At 72.4% G+C, this 17,353-nt stretch carries 14 protein-coding genes; 10 read left to right on the forward strand and 4 right to left on the reverse strand.

Features of this window, described 5'->3' with window-relative positions; all coding sequences use genetic code 11:
- Positions 1-44 precede the first annotated feature (44 nt).
- Positions 45-1,427, reverse strand: a complete 1,383-nt coding sequence (locus tag ITJ48_RS15615; RefSeq protein ID WP_194614346.1) for an MFS transporter — start codon at positions 1,425-1,427, stop codon at positions 45-47.
- A gap of 277 nt (positions 1,428-1,704) precedes the next feature.
- Between ITJ48_RS15615 and dnaK the strand changes: the two genes are divergently transcribed.
- The 5 genes from dnaK (at position 1,705) to ITJ48_RS15640 (ending at position 7,091) form a co-directional block, all read left to right on the forward strand.
- Positions 1,705-3,585: a molecular chaperone DnaK gene (dnaK, locus tag ITJ48_RS15620; RefSeq protein WP_192043057.1), complete on the forward strand. Its 1,881-nt coding sequence runs from the start codon at positions 1,705-1,707 to the stop codon at positions 3,583-3,585.
- A 12-nt stretch (positions 3,586-3,597) separates the two neighbouring features.
- Complete coding sequence (locus ITJ48_RS15625; RefSeq protein WP_194614347.1) at positions 3,598-4,314, forward strand: nucleotide exchange factor GrpE; 717 nt, start codon at positions 3,598-3,600, stop codon at positions 4,312-4,314.
- Positions 4,315-4,434: 120 nt separating this feature from the next.
- Positions 4,435-5,445: a DnaJ C-terminal domain-containing protein gene (locus ITJ48_RS15630; RefSeq protein ID WP_192043055.1), complete on the forward strand. Its 1,011-nt coding sequence runs from the start codon at positions 4,435-4,437 to the stop codon at positions 5,443-5,445.
- Between the two features lie 5 nt (positions 5,446-5,450).
- Positions 5,451-5,858 carry a heat shock protein transcriptional repressor HspR gene (locus ITJ48_RS15635; protein ID WP_123548604.1) on the forward strand — a complete coding sequence of 136 codons (408 nt, stop codon included), beginning with the start codon at positions 5,451-5,453 and terminating at the stop codon, positions 5,856-5,858.
- Positions 5,859-5,933: 75 nt separating this feature from the next.
- Positions 5,934-7,091, forward strand: coding sequence for a methyltransferase (locus tag ITJ48_RS15640; protein ID WP_194614348.1), 1,158 nt, complete (start codon positions 5,934-5,936; stop codon positions 7,089-7,091).
- A gap of 30 nt (positions 7,092-7,121) precedes the next feature.
- Here ITJ48_RS15640 and ITJ48_RS15645 read toward each other — a convergent pair whose 3' ends face one another.
- From ITJ48_RS15645 to ITJ48_RS15655, 3 genes are all read right to left on the reverse strand, one after another.
- On the reverse strand, positions 7,122-7,523 hold the full coding sequence (locus ITJ48_RS15645; RefSeq protein ID WP_194614349.1) for a pilus assembly protein CpaE: 402 nt from the start codon (positions 7,521-7,523) through the stop codon (positions 7,122-7,124).
- Positions 7,524-7,630: 107 nt separating this feature from the next.
- A complete protein-coding gene (locus ITJ48_RS16810; RefSeq protein ID WP_194614350.1) occupies positions 7,631-8,059 on the reverse strand; it encodes a DUF3060 domain-containing protein in 429 nt (142 codons plus the stop codon).
- A 112-nt stretch (positions 8,060-8,171) separates the two neighbouring features.
- Positions 8,172-10,307: a hypothetical protein gene (locus ITJ48_RS15655; protein WP_194614351.1), complete on the reverse strand. Its 2,136-nt coding sequence runs from the start codon at positions 10,305-10,307 to the stop codon at positions 8,172-8,174.
- Positions 10,308-10,469: 162 nt separating this feature from the next.
- Between ITJ48_RS15655 and ITJ48_RS15660 the strand changes: the two genes are divergently transcribed.
- The 5 genes from ITJ48_RS15660 to ITJ48_RS15680 all read left to right on the forward strand — a co-directional run bounded on the left by ITJ48_RS15660 (position 10,470) and on the right by ITJ48_RS15680 (position 17,343).
- Positions 10,470-12,662: an ATP-dependent Clp protease ATP-binding subunit gene (locus ITJ48_RS15660; protein ID WP_370544957.1), complete on the forward strand. Its 2,193-nt coding sequence runs from the start codon at positions 10,470-10,472 to the stop codon at positions 12,660-12,662.
- Between the two features lie 125 nt (positions 12,663-12,787).
- Positions 12,788-13,879, forward strand: a complete 1,092-nt coding sequence (wecB, locus tag ITJ48_RS15665; RefSeq protein ID WP_194614352.1) for a non-hydrolyzing UDP-N-acetylglucosamine 2-epimerase — start codon at positions 12,788-12,790, stop codon at positions 13,877-13,879.
- Positions 13,880-13,988: 109 nt separating this feature from the next.
- Positions 13,989-15,419 (forward strand): polysaccharide biosynthesis tyrosine autokinase, encoded by a 1,431-nt coding sequence (locus ITJ48_RS16815; protein ID WP_194614353.1) that lies wholly within the window; start codon positions 13,989-13,991, stop codon positions 15,417-15,419.
- On the forward strand, positions 15,416-16,648 hold the full coding sequence (locus ITJ48_RS15675; protein ID WP_194614354.1) for a glycosyltransferase: 1,233 nt from the start codon (positions 15,416-15,418) through the stop codon (positions 16,646-16,648). The genes ITJ48_RS16815 and ITJ48_RS15675 overlap by 4 nt, the downstream gene beginning before the upstream one ends.
- Positions 16,645-17,343, forward strand: coding sequence for a hypothetical protein (locus tag ITJ48_RS15680; RefSeq protein ID WP_194614355.1), 699 nt, complete (start codon positions 16,645-16,647; stop codon positions 17,341-17,343). The genes ITJ48_RS15675 and ITJ48_RS15680 overlap by 4 nt, the downstream gene beginning before the upstream one ends.
- Positions 17,344-17,353: the final 10 nt, after the last annotated feature.

Consider the following 17,353-nt stretch of genomic DNA (forward strand, 5'->3'; position numbering starts at 1 on the left):
AGTCCCGGGGCGCCGACGATCCTGGACGACGCGGCCCCCCGGGGTCAGTCGATGGCGCGCTGCACCGTCTTGACCGGCAGCATCAGCACGAGGCCGGCCAGCAGCACCAGCGCGATGCCGATGATCCCGAACCGGGTGTCGCCCGTCAGCCCGACGAACAGCGTGAAGAGCCCCGGCGCCAGGAAGCTCACCGCGCGCCCGGTCGTCGCGTAGAGGCCGAAGATCTCGCCCTCGCGGCCGGGAGGCGTCACGCGCGCCAGGAACGACCGGCTCGCCGACTGGATCGGCCCGACGAACAGGGCGAGGGCGAGCCCGAACACCCAGAACAGGTTCGTGGCCGTGCCGATCGCGAGCACCGCGAACGCGGCGACGACGAGCCCGGCCAGCGCCCCGACGATGATCGTCTTGGCGCCGACCTTGTCGTCGAGCCAACCGCCGACGAAGGTGCCGATGCCGGCGACGAGGTTCGCGCCGACGGCGAAGTAGATCACCATGCTCGGCGTGAAGCCGAACACCTGGGCCGCGATGATCGCGCCGAACGTGAACACGGCCGCGAGCCCGTCGCGGAACACCGCGCTCGCCAGCAGGAACAGCAGCACCTGGCGGTTGGCGCGCCAGAGCCTCGCGATGGTCGAGCCGAGGAGGCGGTACGACCCCACGATCCCGACCCGGGGCCGTCCCGGCGCGGCGGGCAGCTCGGGGACGCTGAGCAGCACCGGCACCGCGAAGACGGCGAACCACACGGCCGCGACGACGATCGACAGGCGGACGTCCCACGCGCCGCCCTCGGTGCCGGTGGCGACGCCGAACAGGCCGCCCCGCCCCTCCTCGCCGAAGCTCTGCAGGAACGCGACGAGCAGCAGCAGCAGCAGCACGATGCCGCCGACGTAGCCGAGCCCCCAGCCGAAGCCGGAGACCTTGCCGATCGTCTTCGGCGTCGAGACCTGCACGAGCATCGCGTTGTAGCTGACGCTGGCGAACTCGAAGAAGAGGTTGCCGACGGCGAGCAGCGCGGCGCCGAAGACGAGGTAGCCGGGGGCAGGTGCCACGAACACCATGGCGAGCATCGCCAGCACGACGAGGCCCGTGTTGATCGCGAGCCAGAGCTTGCGGCGCCCGGAGCCGTCGCTGCGCTGGCCGAGCACGGGCGCGAGCAGGGCGATGAGCACGCCGGCGATCGTCAGCGCCGTCGAGATGACGGTCGCGTTCTCGGCCTTGGCGAGCACGAGCGCGGGGTTGCGGGTGTCGTCGCCCGCCGCCGCGACGATCTCCGGGTCGACGAAGGCGCCGCTCGCGAGGTAGGTGCTGAACACGAACGAGGTGACGACGGCGTTGAACGCGGCGGAGCCCCAGTCCCACAGCGCCCACGAGACGACCCGGCGGCGGGGGATCGGGGTGGCGTCGGCGAGCGTCTGCGCTGCGGTCATGGGGGTCAACCTAGTCGGCGCCGGTGTCGTGGAGGAGGCGGCGCCTCCCTCTGGGGGCACGGCGCGGGTCGGGCGCCGGTCCCGCCGACCCTCACCGCACCTCCTTGAGTCGTTCTGGCTCAACTTTCAGGTTCAGAACTTGACTCGTCCGACGCCGCGAGTAAAGTTGATGCCAGCGGACTCAAGGTCCGCGGCAGTCTTCCCGGTCCGCCGGGCCCTCGCCCGGTCAGCCGGGCACCCCCAGACAGCACCGCACCAGAACGAAGGAGCGCCACCCATGGCACGTGCAGTAGGAATCGACCTCGGAACCACCAACTCGGTCGTCAGCGTCCTCGAGGGCGGCGAGCCCACCGTCATCGCGAACGCCGAGGGCCTCCGCACGACACCCTCGGTCGTCGCCTTCACGAAGGACGGCGAGGTGCTGGTCGGCGAGACCGCCAAGCGCCAGGCCGTCACCAACGTCGACCGCACCATCGCGAGCGTCAAGCGCCACGTCGGCACCGACTGGAAGGTCGAGATCGACGACAAGAAGTACACCCCTCAGGAGATCTCGGCGCGCATCCTCGGCAAGCTGAAGCGCGACGCCGAGCAGTACCTCGGCGAGGACGTGACCGACGCCGTCGTCACCGTGCCCGCGTACTTCAACGACTCCGAGCGCCAGGCCACGAAGGAGGCCGGCGAGATCGCGGGCCTCAACGTGCTCCGCATCATCAACGAGCCCACCGCGGCGGCCCTCGCCTACGGCCTCGACAAGGGCAAGGAGGACGAGCTCATCCTCGTCTTCGACCTCGGCGGCGGCACGTTCGACGTGTCCCTCCTCGAGGTGGGCAAGGACGACGACTTCTCGACGATCCAGGTCCGCAGCACCTCGGGCGACAACCGCCTCGGCGGCGACGACTGGGACAACCGCATCGTCGAGCACCTCATCAAGAAGTTCAAGGACGCCCACGGCGTCGACCTGTCGACCGACAAGATCGCGAAGCAGCGCCTGAAGGAGGCGGCCGAGCAGGCCAAGAAGGAGCTCTCGTCGAGCACCTCCACCTCCATCCAGCTGCCCTACCTGACGCTCACCGCCGACGGCCCGCTCAACCTCGACGAGACCATCTCGCGCTCGCAGTTCGAGCAGTGGACCAGCGACCTGCTCGACCGCACCAAGAAGCCCTTCAACGACGTCATCAAGGAGGCGGGCGTCAAGGTCTCCGACATCGCGCACGTCGTGCTCGTCGGCGGCTCCACCCGCATGCCCGCCGTCACCGAGGTCGTCAAGTCGCTGACCGGCGGCCAGGAGCCCAACAAGGGCGTCAACCCGGACGAGGTCGTCGCCGTCGGCGCCGCGCTGCAGGCCGGCGTGCTGAAGGGCGAGCGCAAGGACGTCCTGCTGATCGACGTCACCCCCCTGAGCCTCGGCATCGAGACCAAGGGCGGCGCGATGACCAAGCTCATCGAGCGCAACACGGCCATCCCGACCAAGCGCAGCGAGACCTTCACGACGGCCGACGACAACCAGCCGTCCGTCGCCATCCAGGTCTTCCAGGGCGAGCGCGAGTTCACCCGCGACAACAAGAACCTCGGCACCTTCGAGCTGACCGGCATCGCACCGGCCCCCCGTGGCGTGCCGCAGGTCGAGGTCACCTTCGACATCGACGCCAACGGCATCGTGCACGTGTCCGCGAAGGACAAGGGCACCGGCAAGGAGCAGTCGATGGTCATCTCGGGCGGCTCGTCGCTCTCGAAGGACGACATCGAGCGCATGGTCCGCGAGGCCGAGGAGAACGCTGCAGAGGACAAGGCGCGTCGCGAGGCCAACGAGACCCGCAACAACGCCGAGCAGCTCGTCTACTCGATCGAGAAGCTGATCAAGGAGAACGACGACAAGCTGCCCGACGACGTCAAGTCCGAGGTCCAGGCCGACGTCGACGCGCTCAAGACCGCGCTCGCCGGCGACGACGACTCCGCGATCAAGCCCGCCTTCGACAAGCTCAACGAGAGCCAGTCGAAGCTCGGGCAGGCGATCTACTCGCAGAGCCAGGGCGAGCAGGCCGGCGCCGCGGGTGCGGCCGGCGCCGACGGTGCCCCCGCCGACGGCCAGGCCCAGGGCGACGACGAGGACATCGTCGACGCCGAGGTCGTGGACGACGACGACAACGACAAGAAGTAGGACGGTCTCCCCATGGCAGACGAGAACGGCAACACGCCTGACGAGCCGGTGGTGAACGACAAGCGCCGCATCGACCCCGAGACGGGCGAGGTGCGTCCCGAGCCGGCCGCCCCCTCCGAGGACGGCGGCACCGCCGCGGTCACCGACCCCGACGAGCTGATCGAGGCCGAGGCCCCCGACGTCGAGGTGCCCGCGGGCGCCGAGGCGCCGGCGGGCGCGGCCGAGGCGGCAGCCGAGATGGCGGCCGAGGGCGAGGCCGAGGGCGCCGAGCCGCTCAGCGCCGACGACGAGGCCATCCTCGACGCCGCCAGCCGCGACCTCGTCGCGGACATGCGCCAGGACATGCTCCGGGCGCAGGCCGAGCTGGTCAACTTCCGGAGGCGCGTCGAGCGCGACCGCGAGGCGAACCGCGAGGCCGTGGTCGCCGAGGTCGTGCGCTCGCTCCTCCCCGCGCTCGACGACCTGGCCCGTGCCGAGAAGCACGGAGACCTGGCCGAGGGCCCGATGGTGATCGTGGCGCAGAAGATCCGCGGCGGGCTCGACAAGTTCGGGCTCGTGCAGGTCGGCGAGAAGGGCGAGGTCTTCGACCCCACCATGCACGACGCCCTGGTCCAGCTGCCGAGCGCCGACGTCACGGTGAACACCGTGGCCGACGTGATCGAGCCGGGCTACAAGATCGGCGACCGGGTCATCCGGGCCGCGAAGGTCGCGGTGCACACGCCGCAGTAGCGGCATCCGCGACGCGAGTCGCGACGGGCGGTGGGCTCCTCGAGAAGGGGCCCGCCGCCTCCCCCATTCCCCGGCGGTCGCTCCCGAGCGACGGCACAGAGACAAGAGAGGAGGTGCCGGATGGCCAGCCAGGACTGGTTCGACAAGGACTTCTACGCCGTTCTCGGTGTCTCCAAGGACGTCACGGCGGCAGAGCTCAAGAAGGTCTACCGCAAGCTCGCCCGCAAGTACCACCCCGACTCCAACCCCGGCGACGCGGCCTCGGAGGCGAAGTTCAAGGAGGTGAGCGAGGCGAACTCGGTCCTCTCCGACCCCGAGCAGCGCCGTGAGTACGACCAGATCCGGGCCATGGGCTCGGGCGCGCGCTTCACCGCGGGCAGCGGAGGCCCCGGCGGCGGCGGGGGCGGCTTCGAGGACGTCTTCGGCGGCATGTTCGGCGGCGGCCAGCAGGGCGGCGCTCGCCCGCAGTACCGCCAGCAGGGCGGCGGCGGCTTCGACGACATCTTCGGCGGCATGTTCGGCGGCGGCGGCTTCGGCCAGACGAGCGGCGGCTACCGCGGCTACGGCGGTCCGCAGAAGGGCCGAGACATGACGGCCACGACGACGCTCGACTTCCAGACGGCCGTCGTCGGCGAGACGATCTCGCTGCAGGGCGCCAACGGTCGGCCGATGAAGGTCCGCATCCCTGCGGGCGTCCACGACGGCCAGAAGATCCGGCTGCGCGGCAAGGGCGAGCCCAGCCCCGACGGCGGCGAAGGCGGCGACATGGTCCTCACCATCGCCGTGCGCAAGCACCCGGTGTTCGAGCTCGACGGCCAGAACCTGCGCCTCGACGTGCCCGTGACGTTCGCCGAGGCGGCGCTCGGCGCGACCATCGAGGTCCCGACGCTCGGCGGCGACCCCGTGCGGCTGCGCGTCGCACCCGGCACCCCCTCCGGTCGGGTGCTGCGCGTCAAGGGCCGCGGCGTCGTCACCAAGTCGGGCACCGGCGACCTGCTCGCCACCGTCCAGGTGGCCGTGCCGTCGCACCTCAGCGACAAGGCGAAGGAGGCGGTCGAGGCCCTGGCCGCGGCCCTCCCGGCCGAGAACCCCCGCGACGACCTCATCGTCAGGGCCCGCGCGCAGGCGTGACGACCATGGACGAGAACTCGCCGCTCTTCGCCATCGCGACCGCCGCCGAGCTCGCGGGCATGCACGCCCAGACGCTGCGGCAGTACGACCGGCTCGGCCTCGTCGTCCCGCAGCGGACGGCGGGCAAGTCGCGTCGTTACTCGATGCGCGACGTCGTCCAGCTCCGGGAGATCGGCCGGCTGGGCGGCGAGGGCGTCTCGCTCGAGGGCATCAAGCGGATCCTCGAGCTCGAGAACCAGGTCACGTCGCTGCAGTCGCGAGTGCGCGAGCTCGAGCGTGCCCTGGCCGACGAGCTGGTCAACCGGCCCGGCGCGCGGGTCTTCGCGGCCGGCGAGAGCGGCGTCGTGCCGCTGCGGCAGGGCATGCGCCCCCGGCGACAGACGGCCGTGGTCGTCTGGCGCCCGGAGCGCTGACCGGAGCGCTGGCCCGGGCGCTGACCCGGTCCTGACCGTCGGCCGCGACGAGTGCCGGCCCGTATCCTCGACGACGTGCCCGACTCAGACCCTGCGCCTGCTCCCGACCGCGGAGCCCTCGACTTCGGCGCGCTGCGCCGATGGCCCGACGTCGAGGCCCCCGACCTCGTCGCGGTCGACGCGACCGACATCTTCGTGCTCGACGAGGCGCGGGAGGCGGTGGCCGCCCACCCCGAGCGCGTCGCCGTCATCGGCGACCACCACGGCGCCCTGACCCTCGGCGCCGTGGTTGAGCTCGGCGCCCGCGGCGTCCGCGTGCACCAGGACGCCCTCACGGGCGAGCGCGCCCTCGACGCCAACGCCGAGCGGCTCGGCGTCGCACGCTCCTGGGCCCACCACGCCCTCGACTCGTCGCTGCTCGAGGGCGCCCGGGTGGTGCTGCTCCAGCTGCCCCGCTCGCTCGACGCCCTCGACGAGATCGCCGGCACGGTCGCACGTCACGCCCACCCGGACGTCGTCGTGGTCGCCGGCGGCCGGGTCAAGCACATGACGCTGACCATGAACGACGTGCTCCGGACGCACTTCGGCACCGTCGTGCCCTCGCTCGCGAGACGCAAGTCCCGCCTCCTCGTCGCGACGGGCCCCCTGCAGGAGGCGGTGGACCCGTCGTGGCCGCGTCGTGCCGTCGACGGGGCGACCGGCCTGACCGTGGTCGCCCACGGTGCGGCCTTCGCCGGCAGCCGGGTCGACATCGGCACGCGGCAGCTGCTCGCCGTGCTCGACCAGGCCGTGCCGACCGCCGTCGACGTGGTCGACCTCGGCTGCGGGACGGGTGTCCTCGCCGCGGCGATCGCTCGCGAGCGGCCGTCGGTCCGTGTCGTGGCGACGGACCAGTCCGCCGTAGCTGTGGCGTCGGCGGCCGCGACGGCGGAGGCGAACGGGGTGGCCGACCGGGTCTCGGTCCTACGGGCCGATTCCGGCGACGCGCTGACCGAGGCGAGCGCGGACCTCGTGCTGCTCAACCCGCCGTTCCACGCGGGGGCGGCCGTCGTCGACGACCTCGCCTGGTCGATGTTCACGGCGGCCGCGCGTCTGCTGCGACCGGGCGGTGAGCTGTGGGTCGTGTTCAACTCGCACCTCGGGCACCGGGCCGCCCTCGAGCGGCTCGTGGGGCCGACTCGTCAGGTGTCCCGCTCGCCGAAGTTCACGGTGGTCGCGGCGACCCGTCACTGACGCCGGTCGTCGCCAGCCGGCGTCCGGCCGTCACTCGAGGGTGAGCGCCGCCTCGATGTAGGCGAGCAGGGCGCGGCCGTAGGCGTCCTCGGCCTCGGTCGACGTGAACGAGTCCGTCGTCGTCGTCACCGTGAGGGAGGCGCCGTCCGCCGACAGCGAGACGAACGCGGGCCCGAGCAGCGTCCGCAGCTGGTCCTCGCGGGGCAGCCACAGCGCGTCGTCGGCGCTGACGGAGTCGAGGGCCCACTCGGTGGTGCCGTTGAACCCCAGCTCGGTGCCGGAGGGGAAGTGGTGGGCCTCGATGGTCATGTCGCTGAGGGTGAACACGTCGTCGGCGAGCTCGCCCCGGTCGATCACGAAGCGGTCGCCCGACGCCGGACGCCACCGCAGGCCGGCGTCACGGAGGCGGCGGGCGAGGTCGACGGAGATCATCCCGTCAGTATGCCCAGCGGACCTGTGCCGGGAACGCCGGAGGGGCGGGCCGTCGAGATCCGACGGCCCGCCCCTGCGGTCGTGTGTGGTGCGGTCGTGTCAGGCGGTCAGCGAGCGGTGACCGTGTTGCCGGTGCCGTCGGTGTTGAGGACGGGCTCGGCGGTGCCGCCGTGGGTGACGGCGTTGCGGTCGCCGTCGAGGTCGGCCTGGGCGAGGGTCTCGACGTCGATGCTGTTGTCGCTGCCGGTGACGAAGACGACGTTCGTGGGGCCTGCGGTGAGGGTGCCGCCGTCACCGGTGACGACGATGGTGTCGCAACCGTCGGGCAGGGCCTTGGTGAGCTCGCCTCCTTCGGTGAAGGTGACGAACGCGATGCCGTCGGTGCAGACGTCGTCGGGCTGGCCCGCGTCGGCGGCGGCGCTGGCGGTCGGGCTCGGCGTGGGCGTCGAGTCGTCGGAGCCGCTGGTGCAGCCGGCGAGGACTGCGGTGAGCGCTCCGGTGACGGCCAGGGCGGTGAGCAGGGTCTTGGTGTTCACGGGGTGCCTTTCGGGCGGCGTTCGGGAAGGAGGCGTGGGGGAGGTGCGGGCCGCCCGGAGGCGGCCCGGACCGTATCGGGCTCAGCGCGGTGCGTGGGCCCGGGGAGGTGGATCAGCGGGTGGGGCCGAAGTTCAGGACCTCGGCGACGGCCTCGCCGGGCTGGTCCTTGTCCTGGACGAAGCGGAGCTGCCAGATGGTGCTGGTGCCCATGTTGGCTCGGGTCCAGTTCCAGCTCTCGTCCTCGTCCACGGGGACCGTGGCGATGCGGGTGCCGAAGATGTTCTCGACGGTGATCGTCTTGCCTGCGGTGGCGGTCCCCTCGAAGGTGAACGCCGCGTTCGGGGTGTAGCCGTCGGCCGGGTCCGCCGGGTTGGTGACGACGACCAGGGGTGCGGGAACGACGGCGTTGGGCTTGAAGTCGAGGACCTTCGCGGTGAACTCGGCCGGGAGGCCCTTGTCCTGCACGAAGTGCAGCTGCCAGGTGGTGGTGCCCATGTCGGCGCGGGTCCACGACCAGGTGCCGTCGCTGGCAGGGGTGGTGGCGATGCGGGTGCCCCACTTGTTCTCGACCGTGATGGTCTTGCCGGCCGTGGCGGTGCCGCGGAAGGTGAACGAGGTGTTCGGGGTGTAGCCGTCGGTCGCCTTCGCGGGGTTGGTGACGACGACGAGGGGTGCCGGGGCGGCGTTGGGCTTGAAGTTCATGACCTCGGCGACGGACTCGGCGGGCTGGCCCTTGTCCTGGACGAAGCGCAGCTGCCAGGTGGTGGTGCCCATGTCGGCGCGGGTCCACGACCAGGTGCCGTCGGTCACGGGGGTGGTGGCGAGACGGGTGCCCCACTTGTTCTCGACGGTGGTCGTCTTGCCGGTGGTGCCGGTGCCCTCGAAGGTGAAGGCGGTGTTCGGCGTGTAGCCGGCGGCCGGGTCTGCCGGGTTCGTCACGACGACGGGCGTCGCGCCTTCGGCCTCGGGGTTCAGGGTGACCGTCGACGTGGTGACGTTGTTGCCCTTGCCGGTCTGGGTCGCGGTGTAGGTCGCACGCTTGTCCGAGACGGCCACGTCGGAGATGGTCCAGACGCCGCCCGTCACCGTCGCGGCGCCGACGGCGTCTGGCTCGCCGTCCTCGTGGAGCTCCACCTGGCCGCCGTCGACGCCGCGTCCCTGGAAGCGGACGGCGCCTTCGTGCTCGCTGCCGTCAGCCGGGGTCACGATCGAGACCGCGGCGCCGAAGTCGGCCGTGATGGTGACGGGTCCGTTCGGCTCGCCGCCGATGACCTGCTGGACGGTGTAGGTCTGCATGCCGCCGACGTTCGGTGAGGGGAGCGTCGTGCTCCACTCACCGGTCATCGCGTCGGCCGAGGCGGCCTTGACGGACTTGCCGGACGCATCGAGGATGTCGATCGCTGCGCCCGCCTGGGCCGTGCCACGGATCGTGGCAGGCGTGGCCGGGTCGCTGCCGAACGCCACGTCCGCCGTCACGGGCGAGACGGCGAGGTCGACCTCGACGTCGCGGGTGCCGGTCTTCGTGCCGTCCTCGTACTGGTCGACCACGGCGGTCTGCGTGCCGAGCGCGAGACCGAGGAGCGTGTGCGACCACGTGCCGTCGTCCGCGTTCGCGGTCGCGACGTCGACGCCGTCGACCCAGATGTGCGAACCAGGACGGGCCGATCCGCTGAGGACGGCCGTGCGGTCGGAGATGCTGATCTCGGACACGTGCGCCTGGAACGTGCTGAAGTCGTCGTTCATCTGCAGGGGGGCACCTGCGCTGAAGGTGAACATCTTGTTCGAGGTCGAGTATCCCGCCAAGCTCCACGTCGCCGGTACGGACTTGTTGCGGAGGACGCCCTTCCCGTCGAACTTGAACTGCTGCCGGTCACCGGCGCCGCACGACACCGTCTTCACCCAGTCGAAGCTCGTCGCACCGGACAGCGAGATGCACGAATTGGTGTCCTTGATCCGCATGGGCCCCCACTGGTTCGTCGGGACCGACACCAGCACGGAAGCCGCCCGCGCGGCCTCGAGCGTCGGGTACTGACGGACGCTCATGTCACGAGCGCTGTTCTGGGCCGCGAAGCCGCCGGGGACCGTGACGACGAAGGGCGCGTAGGTGACCGAGGTCGTCGCGGCGGACGGGGAGGCCGTTGCGGCGGCGGGGGCAGCGGAGGCCGCCGCGGGGCCGAAGCTGAGGCCGGTGAGGATCGTGGCCGCGGCCAGGCCGATCGCTCCTGCCCGGGTGAGGGTCTTCTTCATGTGTGCGTGGTTCCTTCGAATGAGATCGATGCCGAAATGGGTATTTGGAATATTAGACACACGAAGGTGGAGCCCACAACCTGACGGGTGCCGCGCCTTGCGCATCGACGCGGGCGGCGTAAAGTTGAGCCAGATCAACTCAAGTTCGAGAAAGGCACACCCGTGGCGAACATGCAGGGCGCTCCCGCCTCCACCGAGAAGCAGAAGAGCGCGCTCGAGAAGTACGGCGTCGACCTCACGGCGATCGCCCGCAGCGGCAAGCTCGACCCGGTGATCGGGCGCGACGCCGAGATCCGGCGCATCAGCCAGGTGCTCACCCGCCGCACCAAGAACAACCCCGTGCTGATCGGCGAGCCCGGCGTCGGCAAGACCGCCGTCGTCGAGGGGCTCGCGCAGCGCATCGTCGAGGGCGACGTCGCCGACTCCCTGAAGGAGAAGCGGCTGATCAGCCTCGACCTGGCCGCCCTCGTCGCGGGCGCGAAGTACCGCGGCGAGTTCGAGGAACGCCTGAAGGACGTCCTGAAGGAGATCACCCAGAGCGACGGCCAGGTCATCACCTTCATCGATGAGCTGCACACCCTCATGGGCGCGGGCGGCGGCGAGGGCTCGGTCGCCGCCTCCAACATGCTCAAGCCGATGCTCGCCCGCGGCGAGCTCCGGCTGATCGGCGCCACCACCCTCGACGAGTACCGCCAGTACATCGAGAAGGACGCCGCCCTCGAGCGCCGGTTCCAGCAGGTCTACGTGGGCGAGCCGACCGTGGAGGACACGGTCGCGATCCTCCGGGGCCTCAAGGAGAGGTACGAGGCTCACCACGGCGTCACCATCACCGACGGCGCCCTGGTGGCTGCCGCCTCCTTGTCGAACCGGTACATCCCGAGCCGCCAGCTGCCCGACAAGGCCATCGACCTGGTCGACGAGGCGGGCTCCCGCCTCAAGATGGAGATCGACTCGTCGCCGGTCGAGCTCGACCAGCTCTACCGCGGCCTCGTCCGCCTTCAGATCGAGGAGCTCGCTCTCAAGAAGGAGAAGGACGACGCCTCGCTCGCGCGGCTCGCCACGCTGCGCGAGACGATCGCCCAGCAGCAGGCCGCGTTCGACGACCTCAACGCCCGCTGGCAGGCCGAGAAGGCCGCGCTGCAGGGCGTCGGCACGCTCCGCAGCGACCTCAACGAGGCCCGCATCGACGCCGACCGTGCCCTCCGCGAGGGCCGTTACGAGGACGCGGCGCGCATCAGCTACGAGCGCATCCCCGACATCGAGAAGCGGCTCGCCGACGCCGAGTCGTTCGAGCAGAGCGACGAGCGCCTCGTCAGCGACAGCGTGACCGACTCCGACATCGCCGAGGTCGTCGCCGCCTGGACGGGCATCCCCGTCGGCCGGCTGCTCAGCGGCGAGACCGAGAAGCTGCTGCACCTCGAGAGCGAGCTCGGGAGGCGCCTCATAGGCCAGCGGGCCGCGGTCCAGGCCGTCAGCGAGGCCGTCCGCCGCACCCGCGCGGGCATCAGCGACCCCGACCGCCCGACCGGCTCGTTCCTGTTCCTCGGCCCGACCGGCGTGGGCAAGACCGAGCTCGCGAAGGCGCTCGCCGACTTCCTCTTCGACGACGAGAAGGCCCTCGTCCGCATCGACATGAGCGAGTACGGCGAGAAGCACAGCGTGTCCCGGCTGGTGGGCGCGCCTCCCGGGTACGTCGGCTACGAGGCCGGCGGCCAGCTCACGGAGGCGGTGCGTCGCCGCCCGTACAGCGTCGTGCTGATGGACGAGGTCGAGAAGGCCCACCCCGAGGTGTTCGACATCCTGCTGCAGGTGCTCGACGACGGCCGCCTGACCGACGGCCAGGGCCGCACGGTCGACTTCCGCAACACGATCCTCGTGCTCACGTCCAACCTCGGCTCGCAGGTCATCACCGACCCCGGCCTCAGCGACCCCGAGAAGGAGGAGCTGGTGCAGGGCATGGTGCGCCAGGCCTTCAAGCCCGAGTTCGTCAATCGGCTCGACGACATCGTCGTGTTCTCGACCCTGTCGACCGATGACCTCGGCCAGATCGTCTCGCTCTACGTCGACCGGCTCGGCCGCCGCCTGACCGACCGGCGGCTGTCGCTGGCCGTCACGCCCGACGCGCGCGCCTGGCTCGCCGAGCGCGGCTACGACCCGATCTACGGCGCCCGGCCGCTGCGTCGGCTCATGCAGCGACAGATCGACGACCAGCTCGCCATGGCGCTGCTCGGGGGCTCGATCGCCGACGGTGACACCGTGCGCGTGGACGTGGCGGCCGACGGCGAGGCACTCACGGTGGAGCGCTTCGAGGTGTCCGAGCCCGACGCCGAGACGCTGGACGACCTGCCGGCGTAGGCGCTCGCGACCTCGTCCCTGCATCGACGCGCGCCTCCCCTGGTCGACCTCCCCGAGGTCGCCCGGGGGAGGCGTTCGTCGTCTCGTCCTGGTCATTTTGTGAACACGCATCTAATATCTGGAACATGAAGATCATGAGCGTCGTCGGCGCGCGTCCCCAGTTCGTGAAGCTCGCCCCGATGGCGCGGGCGCTCGCGGCCCGCTGTACGCACCTCGTCGTGCACACCGGGCAGCACTACGACCCGGCGCTGTCGACCGTCTTCTTCGACGAGCTCGAGATCCCGCGGCCGGACGACCACCTCGACATCGGCTCCGCCTCGCACGGCGCGCAGACGGGGCGGATGCTCGAGGAGCTCGAGGCGGTCATGACCCGTCGTCGCCCCGACGCCGTGCTGGTGTACGGCGACACCAACTCGACGCTCGCCGCGACGCTCGCGGCCGTCAAGCTCGGCATCCCCGTCGCGCACCTCGAGGCGGGCCTCCGGTCGTTCGACCGCAGCATGCCGGAGGAGCACAACCGCGTCGTGACGGACCACGCGGCCGACCTCCTCCTGGCGCCCACGGCCGAGGCCGTGAGCCACCTGGCCCGCGAGGGGCTCGCGGGGCGGACGCGGCTCGTGGGCGACGTGATGACCGACGTCCTGCTGCGGGTGCGCGACCAGGTGGCCGCAGCCGAGGAGGCGCGTCCCGAGACCCTGCTCCGTCACGGCATCGAGGGCGGCTACGTCCTCGCCACGCTGCACCGCCCCGCCAACACCGACGACCCCGTGCGGCTCGCCGAGGTGCTCGACGGGGTGGCGACCGCCGCGACGCCGGGCGCGCCCGTCCTCCTGCTCGCCCACCCGCGCCTCCGAGACCGCGCGCGTGCCGCCGGCGTCGCGCTCGAGCGGCCCGGCGTCGTCGTCGCCCCGCCGGTCGGGTATCAGGAGCTCGTCCGCCTGCTCGGCGGCGCCGACGGCGTCGTCACCGACTCCGGCGGGCTCCAGAAGGAGGCGTTCCTCCTGCGTCGCCCCTGCGTCACCGTGCGCTCCGAAACCGAGTGGCCCGAGACGGTCGACCTGCACTGGAACGAGCTCGTGGGCGAGCGCCCGTGGTCGATCGGCGCGCGCCTCGCGGCCCTCGGCTGCGACGAGACGGACGACGAGCCCTACGGGGACGGCCACGCCGCGGACCGTGCCGCCGACGCCGTCCTGGGCCTGGCGCTGTCCCGGCGCTGAGCCGGCGCCTCCTCGAGGCTGGTCGGGCTCGCATGCCCTTGTCCGGCCGTCGTCCCGCGTGTAAAATATCAAACATATCCGACTTCCCGACGCACCCCGAGAGGCACCCGTGCGAGTCATCGACATCGTCCAGACCCTGGCCGCGAGCTGGTGGCTCCTGCTGCTCGGCCTGCTCGTGGGCGGAGGCGGGGCCCTGGCGCTGTCCGCGAGCGTGACGCCGACCTACGTCAGCACGACCACGCTCTTCGTCGCCGTCCGCGGCCAGGCCGACACCACGGCGATGGAGATCGCGTCGGGCTCGAACGCCGCGCAGCAGAAGATCAAGACCTACACCGCCCTGGCGGGCAAGCCCGTCGTGGTCGACCCCGTCGTCGCCGAGCTCGACGACGGGACCACCGGGGCCGACCTGGCGGCCGCCGTCTCGGCCAGCTCGCCCACGGCGAGCACGCTGATGGCCATCTCGGTGACCGACCCCGATCCGGTGCGCGCCGCCGAGCTCGCCGACGCCGTCGCGGCCAGCCTCCGCACGGTGGTCACGACCGTGCTCGAGCCCGAGTTCTCGGCAGGCGTGCCCTCCGTCTCGATGGAGGTCGTCGAGCCCGCGCGGCCCGCGGCGTCCCCGTCGAGCCCCCGCACGACGGCGAACCTCGCCGCCGGGGCCCTGCTCGGCCTCGCGGCGGGCGCCGCCGCCGCCCTCGCCCGGCGAGCCCTCGACACCAAGGTGCGCGACCGGCACGACCTGGCGGGCGACGGCACGGCCGACGACCTCGCCGTCGTCGGCGAGATCCCGTTCGACTCCGGGGTCCGGCGCCGCCCGGTGATCGTCCGTGACGACTCGGCGCACGCCCACGCGGAGGCCTTCCGCATGCTCCGCACCAACATCCGGTTCCTCGGCGCGGGCTCGAGGGCGCGGTCGTTCGCCGTCACGTCGGCGACGCCCGGCGAGGGCAAGACCACGACCGCGGCGAACCTCGCCGTCTCGCTCGCCGACTCCGGCCTCCGCACCGTCGTGGTCGACGCCGACATGCGTCGCCCGAACCTCGCTCGCGTCCTCGGGCTCGAGGGCGCCGTGGGCCTCTCGGACGTCCTGATCGGGCGCGTCGAGCTCGACGACGTGCTGCAGCACTGGGGCCGCGACGGGCTCGTGGTGCTGCCGGCCGGCGACGTGCCGCCGAACCCGAGCGAGCTGCTCGGGTCCGGGGCGATGCGCGCCCTGCTCGACGACCTCGGGCAGCGCTTCGACGTCGTCGTCGTCGACACCCCGCCCCTGCTCTCCGTGACCGACGCCGCGCTCGTCGGCGAGATGGTCACGAGCACCCTCCTCGTGGTCGCCGCGGGCCGCACCCGTCGTGACCACGTCGCGACGGCCCTCGAGCGCCTCGCGGTCGCGGGGACCCCGCGTGCCGCCGTGCTCACCATGACCCGGCGGACTCGTCGCGACGACTACTCGTACTACGCCGAGGGCGTGGAGCCGCTGCGGGGGGCGCGGGCGCTGCTCAGGCCGTTCCGTGGCGGCCGCGCGCCGTCGGGGCGCTCGTGACCACCGCCTCCTCGACGACCGCGCGTGCCGCACCCCGGCGTGCCCGCGCCCGCGACTCCTCTGCTCGCCTGCTGCACCAGAACGGACCGACCATGACCCCGACCCGCCCCCAGATCGTTCACGTCTCGAGCGCCCACCCGTGGACGGACAACCGCGTCCACCTGCGCGAGGCCGCGGGGGCCGCCGCCACGGGCTGGCGGGTCCGTCTCATCGCCGTCGAGAGCGACGTCGGCGCGGAGCCGACCGGAGTCGACGTCGTGACCATCCGCCGCCGAGGTCGTGCGGCGCGGATGCTGCTCAGCTCCGCCCAGGCCGTCGGGCTCGCGGTGCGGTCCGGCGCACCGGTCTGTCACCTCCACGATCCCGAGCTGGCCTGGTCGATCCCCCTGCTCAGGGCGCTCGGCCGCAGGGTGGTCTTCGACGCGCACGAAGACCTGCCCGACCAGGTGATCTCGAAGGCCTACCTGCCGCCGAGGCTCGTGCCGGCTGCTCGTCTCGTCGCCCGGGCCGTCGTCCGCGTGGTCTCGGGCGCGGACCGCGTGGTCGCCGCCACCGAGACGATCGCACGGGCCTACCCCTCCGACCGGACCGTCCTCGTGCGGAACTACCCCCGCCTCCGCGACGAGGAGCAGATCGCCGCGCCGACGAGCGAGCGGGCTCCCGTCGTCGTGTACGTCGGGGCCCTGAACGACGCCCGCGGCGGTCCGCTGCTGTCCGCCCTCGTCCGGTCGCCGGAGTTCCCCGTCGGCTGGCGGCTCGACGTCGCCGGGGGCGTCAGCGGCACGTCGGCGGCCGACCTCGACCAGCTCGAGCGGGCCGACTCCGTGCCGGTGCGGTTCCTCGGCAGGATCGCCCCTGAGGCGGCACGGGACCTGGTGCTGTCGGCTCGGGTCGGGCTCGTGGTCTTCCAGCCCACCGCCGCGCACCTCGCCTCGCTGCCGACCAAGCTCTTCGAGTACATGGCAGCCGGGCTGCCCGTCGTGCTGAGCGACTTCCCGCTCTGGCGCCGACTCGTCGGCCACCTCGACTGCGCCACCTTCGTCGACCCGGACGACCCCCACGCGGTGGCCAGGGCGATCGCCGCCTACGCCGCCGAACCGGCCCTGGCCGACCGGCACGGCGCGGCCGGGCGTCGGGCCGCCCTCGACCTCTTCAGCTGGGAGAGCGAGGAGGCGACGCTCGTCGAGCTCTACCGGGGCCTGCTCGGCTCGCCGGGGTCCAGGGCGTGACCGCCGTGGGCCTCGCCCCGACGGGCGCGCCGCGACCGCTGCAGGTGCTCGTCGTCTGCACCGGCAACCTCTGCCGGTCGCCGCTCTTCGCGGGCCTGCTGGAACGCACCGCCCGGGGCGGCGAGATCGTCGTCGTGAGCCGTGGCACGCAGGTCGGCGGGGCCGTCGCGGTGCCCGCGGCGACCCTCGCGGCCGCGCGGCGGCGCGGCATCGACCTCGCAGACCACCGCAGCGTGCCGCTCACGGCCGAGGACGTCGGCCGGGCCGACCTCGTCCTCACGGCGACCCGGTCGCACCGACGAGAGGTCGTCCGGCTCGTCCCGCGGGCGGCGCCCACGACCTTCACGGTGAACGAGTTCGCTCGCGTGGTCGCCGACCTCGCGCCGGCCGTGCCGGACGCCGGCGTCGCCGAGGGACGCGACCGGCCCCGTCCCGGCGGCGCTGCGGCCCTGCTCCGAACCCGCCTCGACGACGCCGTCGCGCTGCGGGGGGTCGCGCGTCGACCGGCCAGGCCGAGCGACGACGACGTGCTCGACCCGATGGGGAGGCGCCGGGCAGCACACGAGAAGGCGGCGAGACAGCTGGAGGCCGCCGCCGCGCGCGTGGCTGCGTTCCTGGGCGGCAGCGTGGAGCCCGATCCTGTCCCGGCCACGGCGCCCGGACGCCGACGGGAGCGCACGCGCCAGCTCGCCTGAGCCGTCGGCC

The sequence above is a fragment of the Frigoribacterium sp. VKM Ac-2530 genome, assembly GCF_015350835.1.
GTDB lineage: Bacteria > Actinomycetota > Actinomycetes > Actinomycetales > Microbacteriaceae > Frigoribacterium.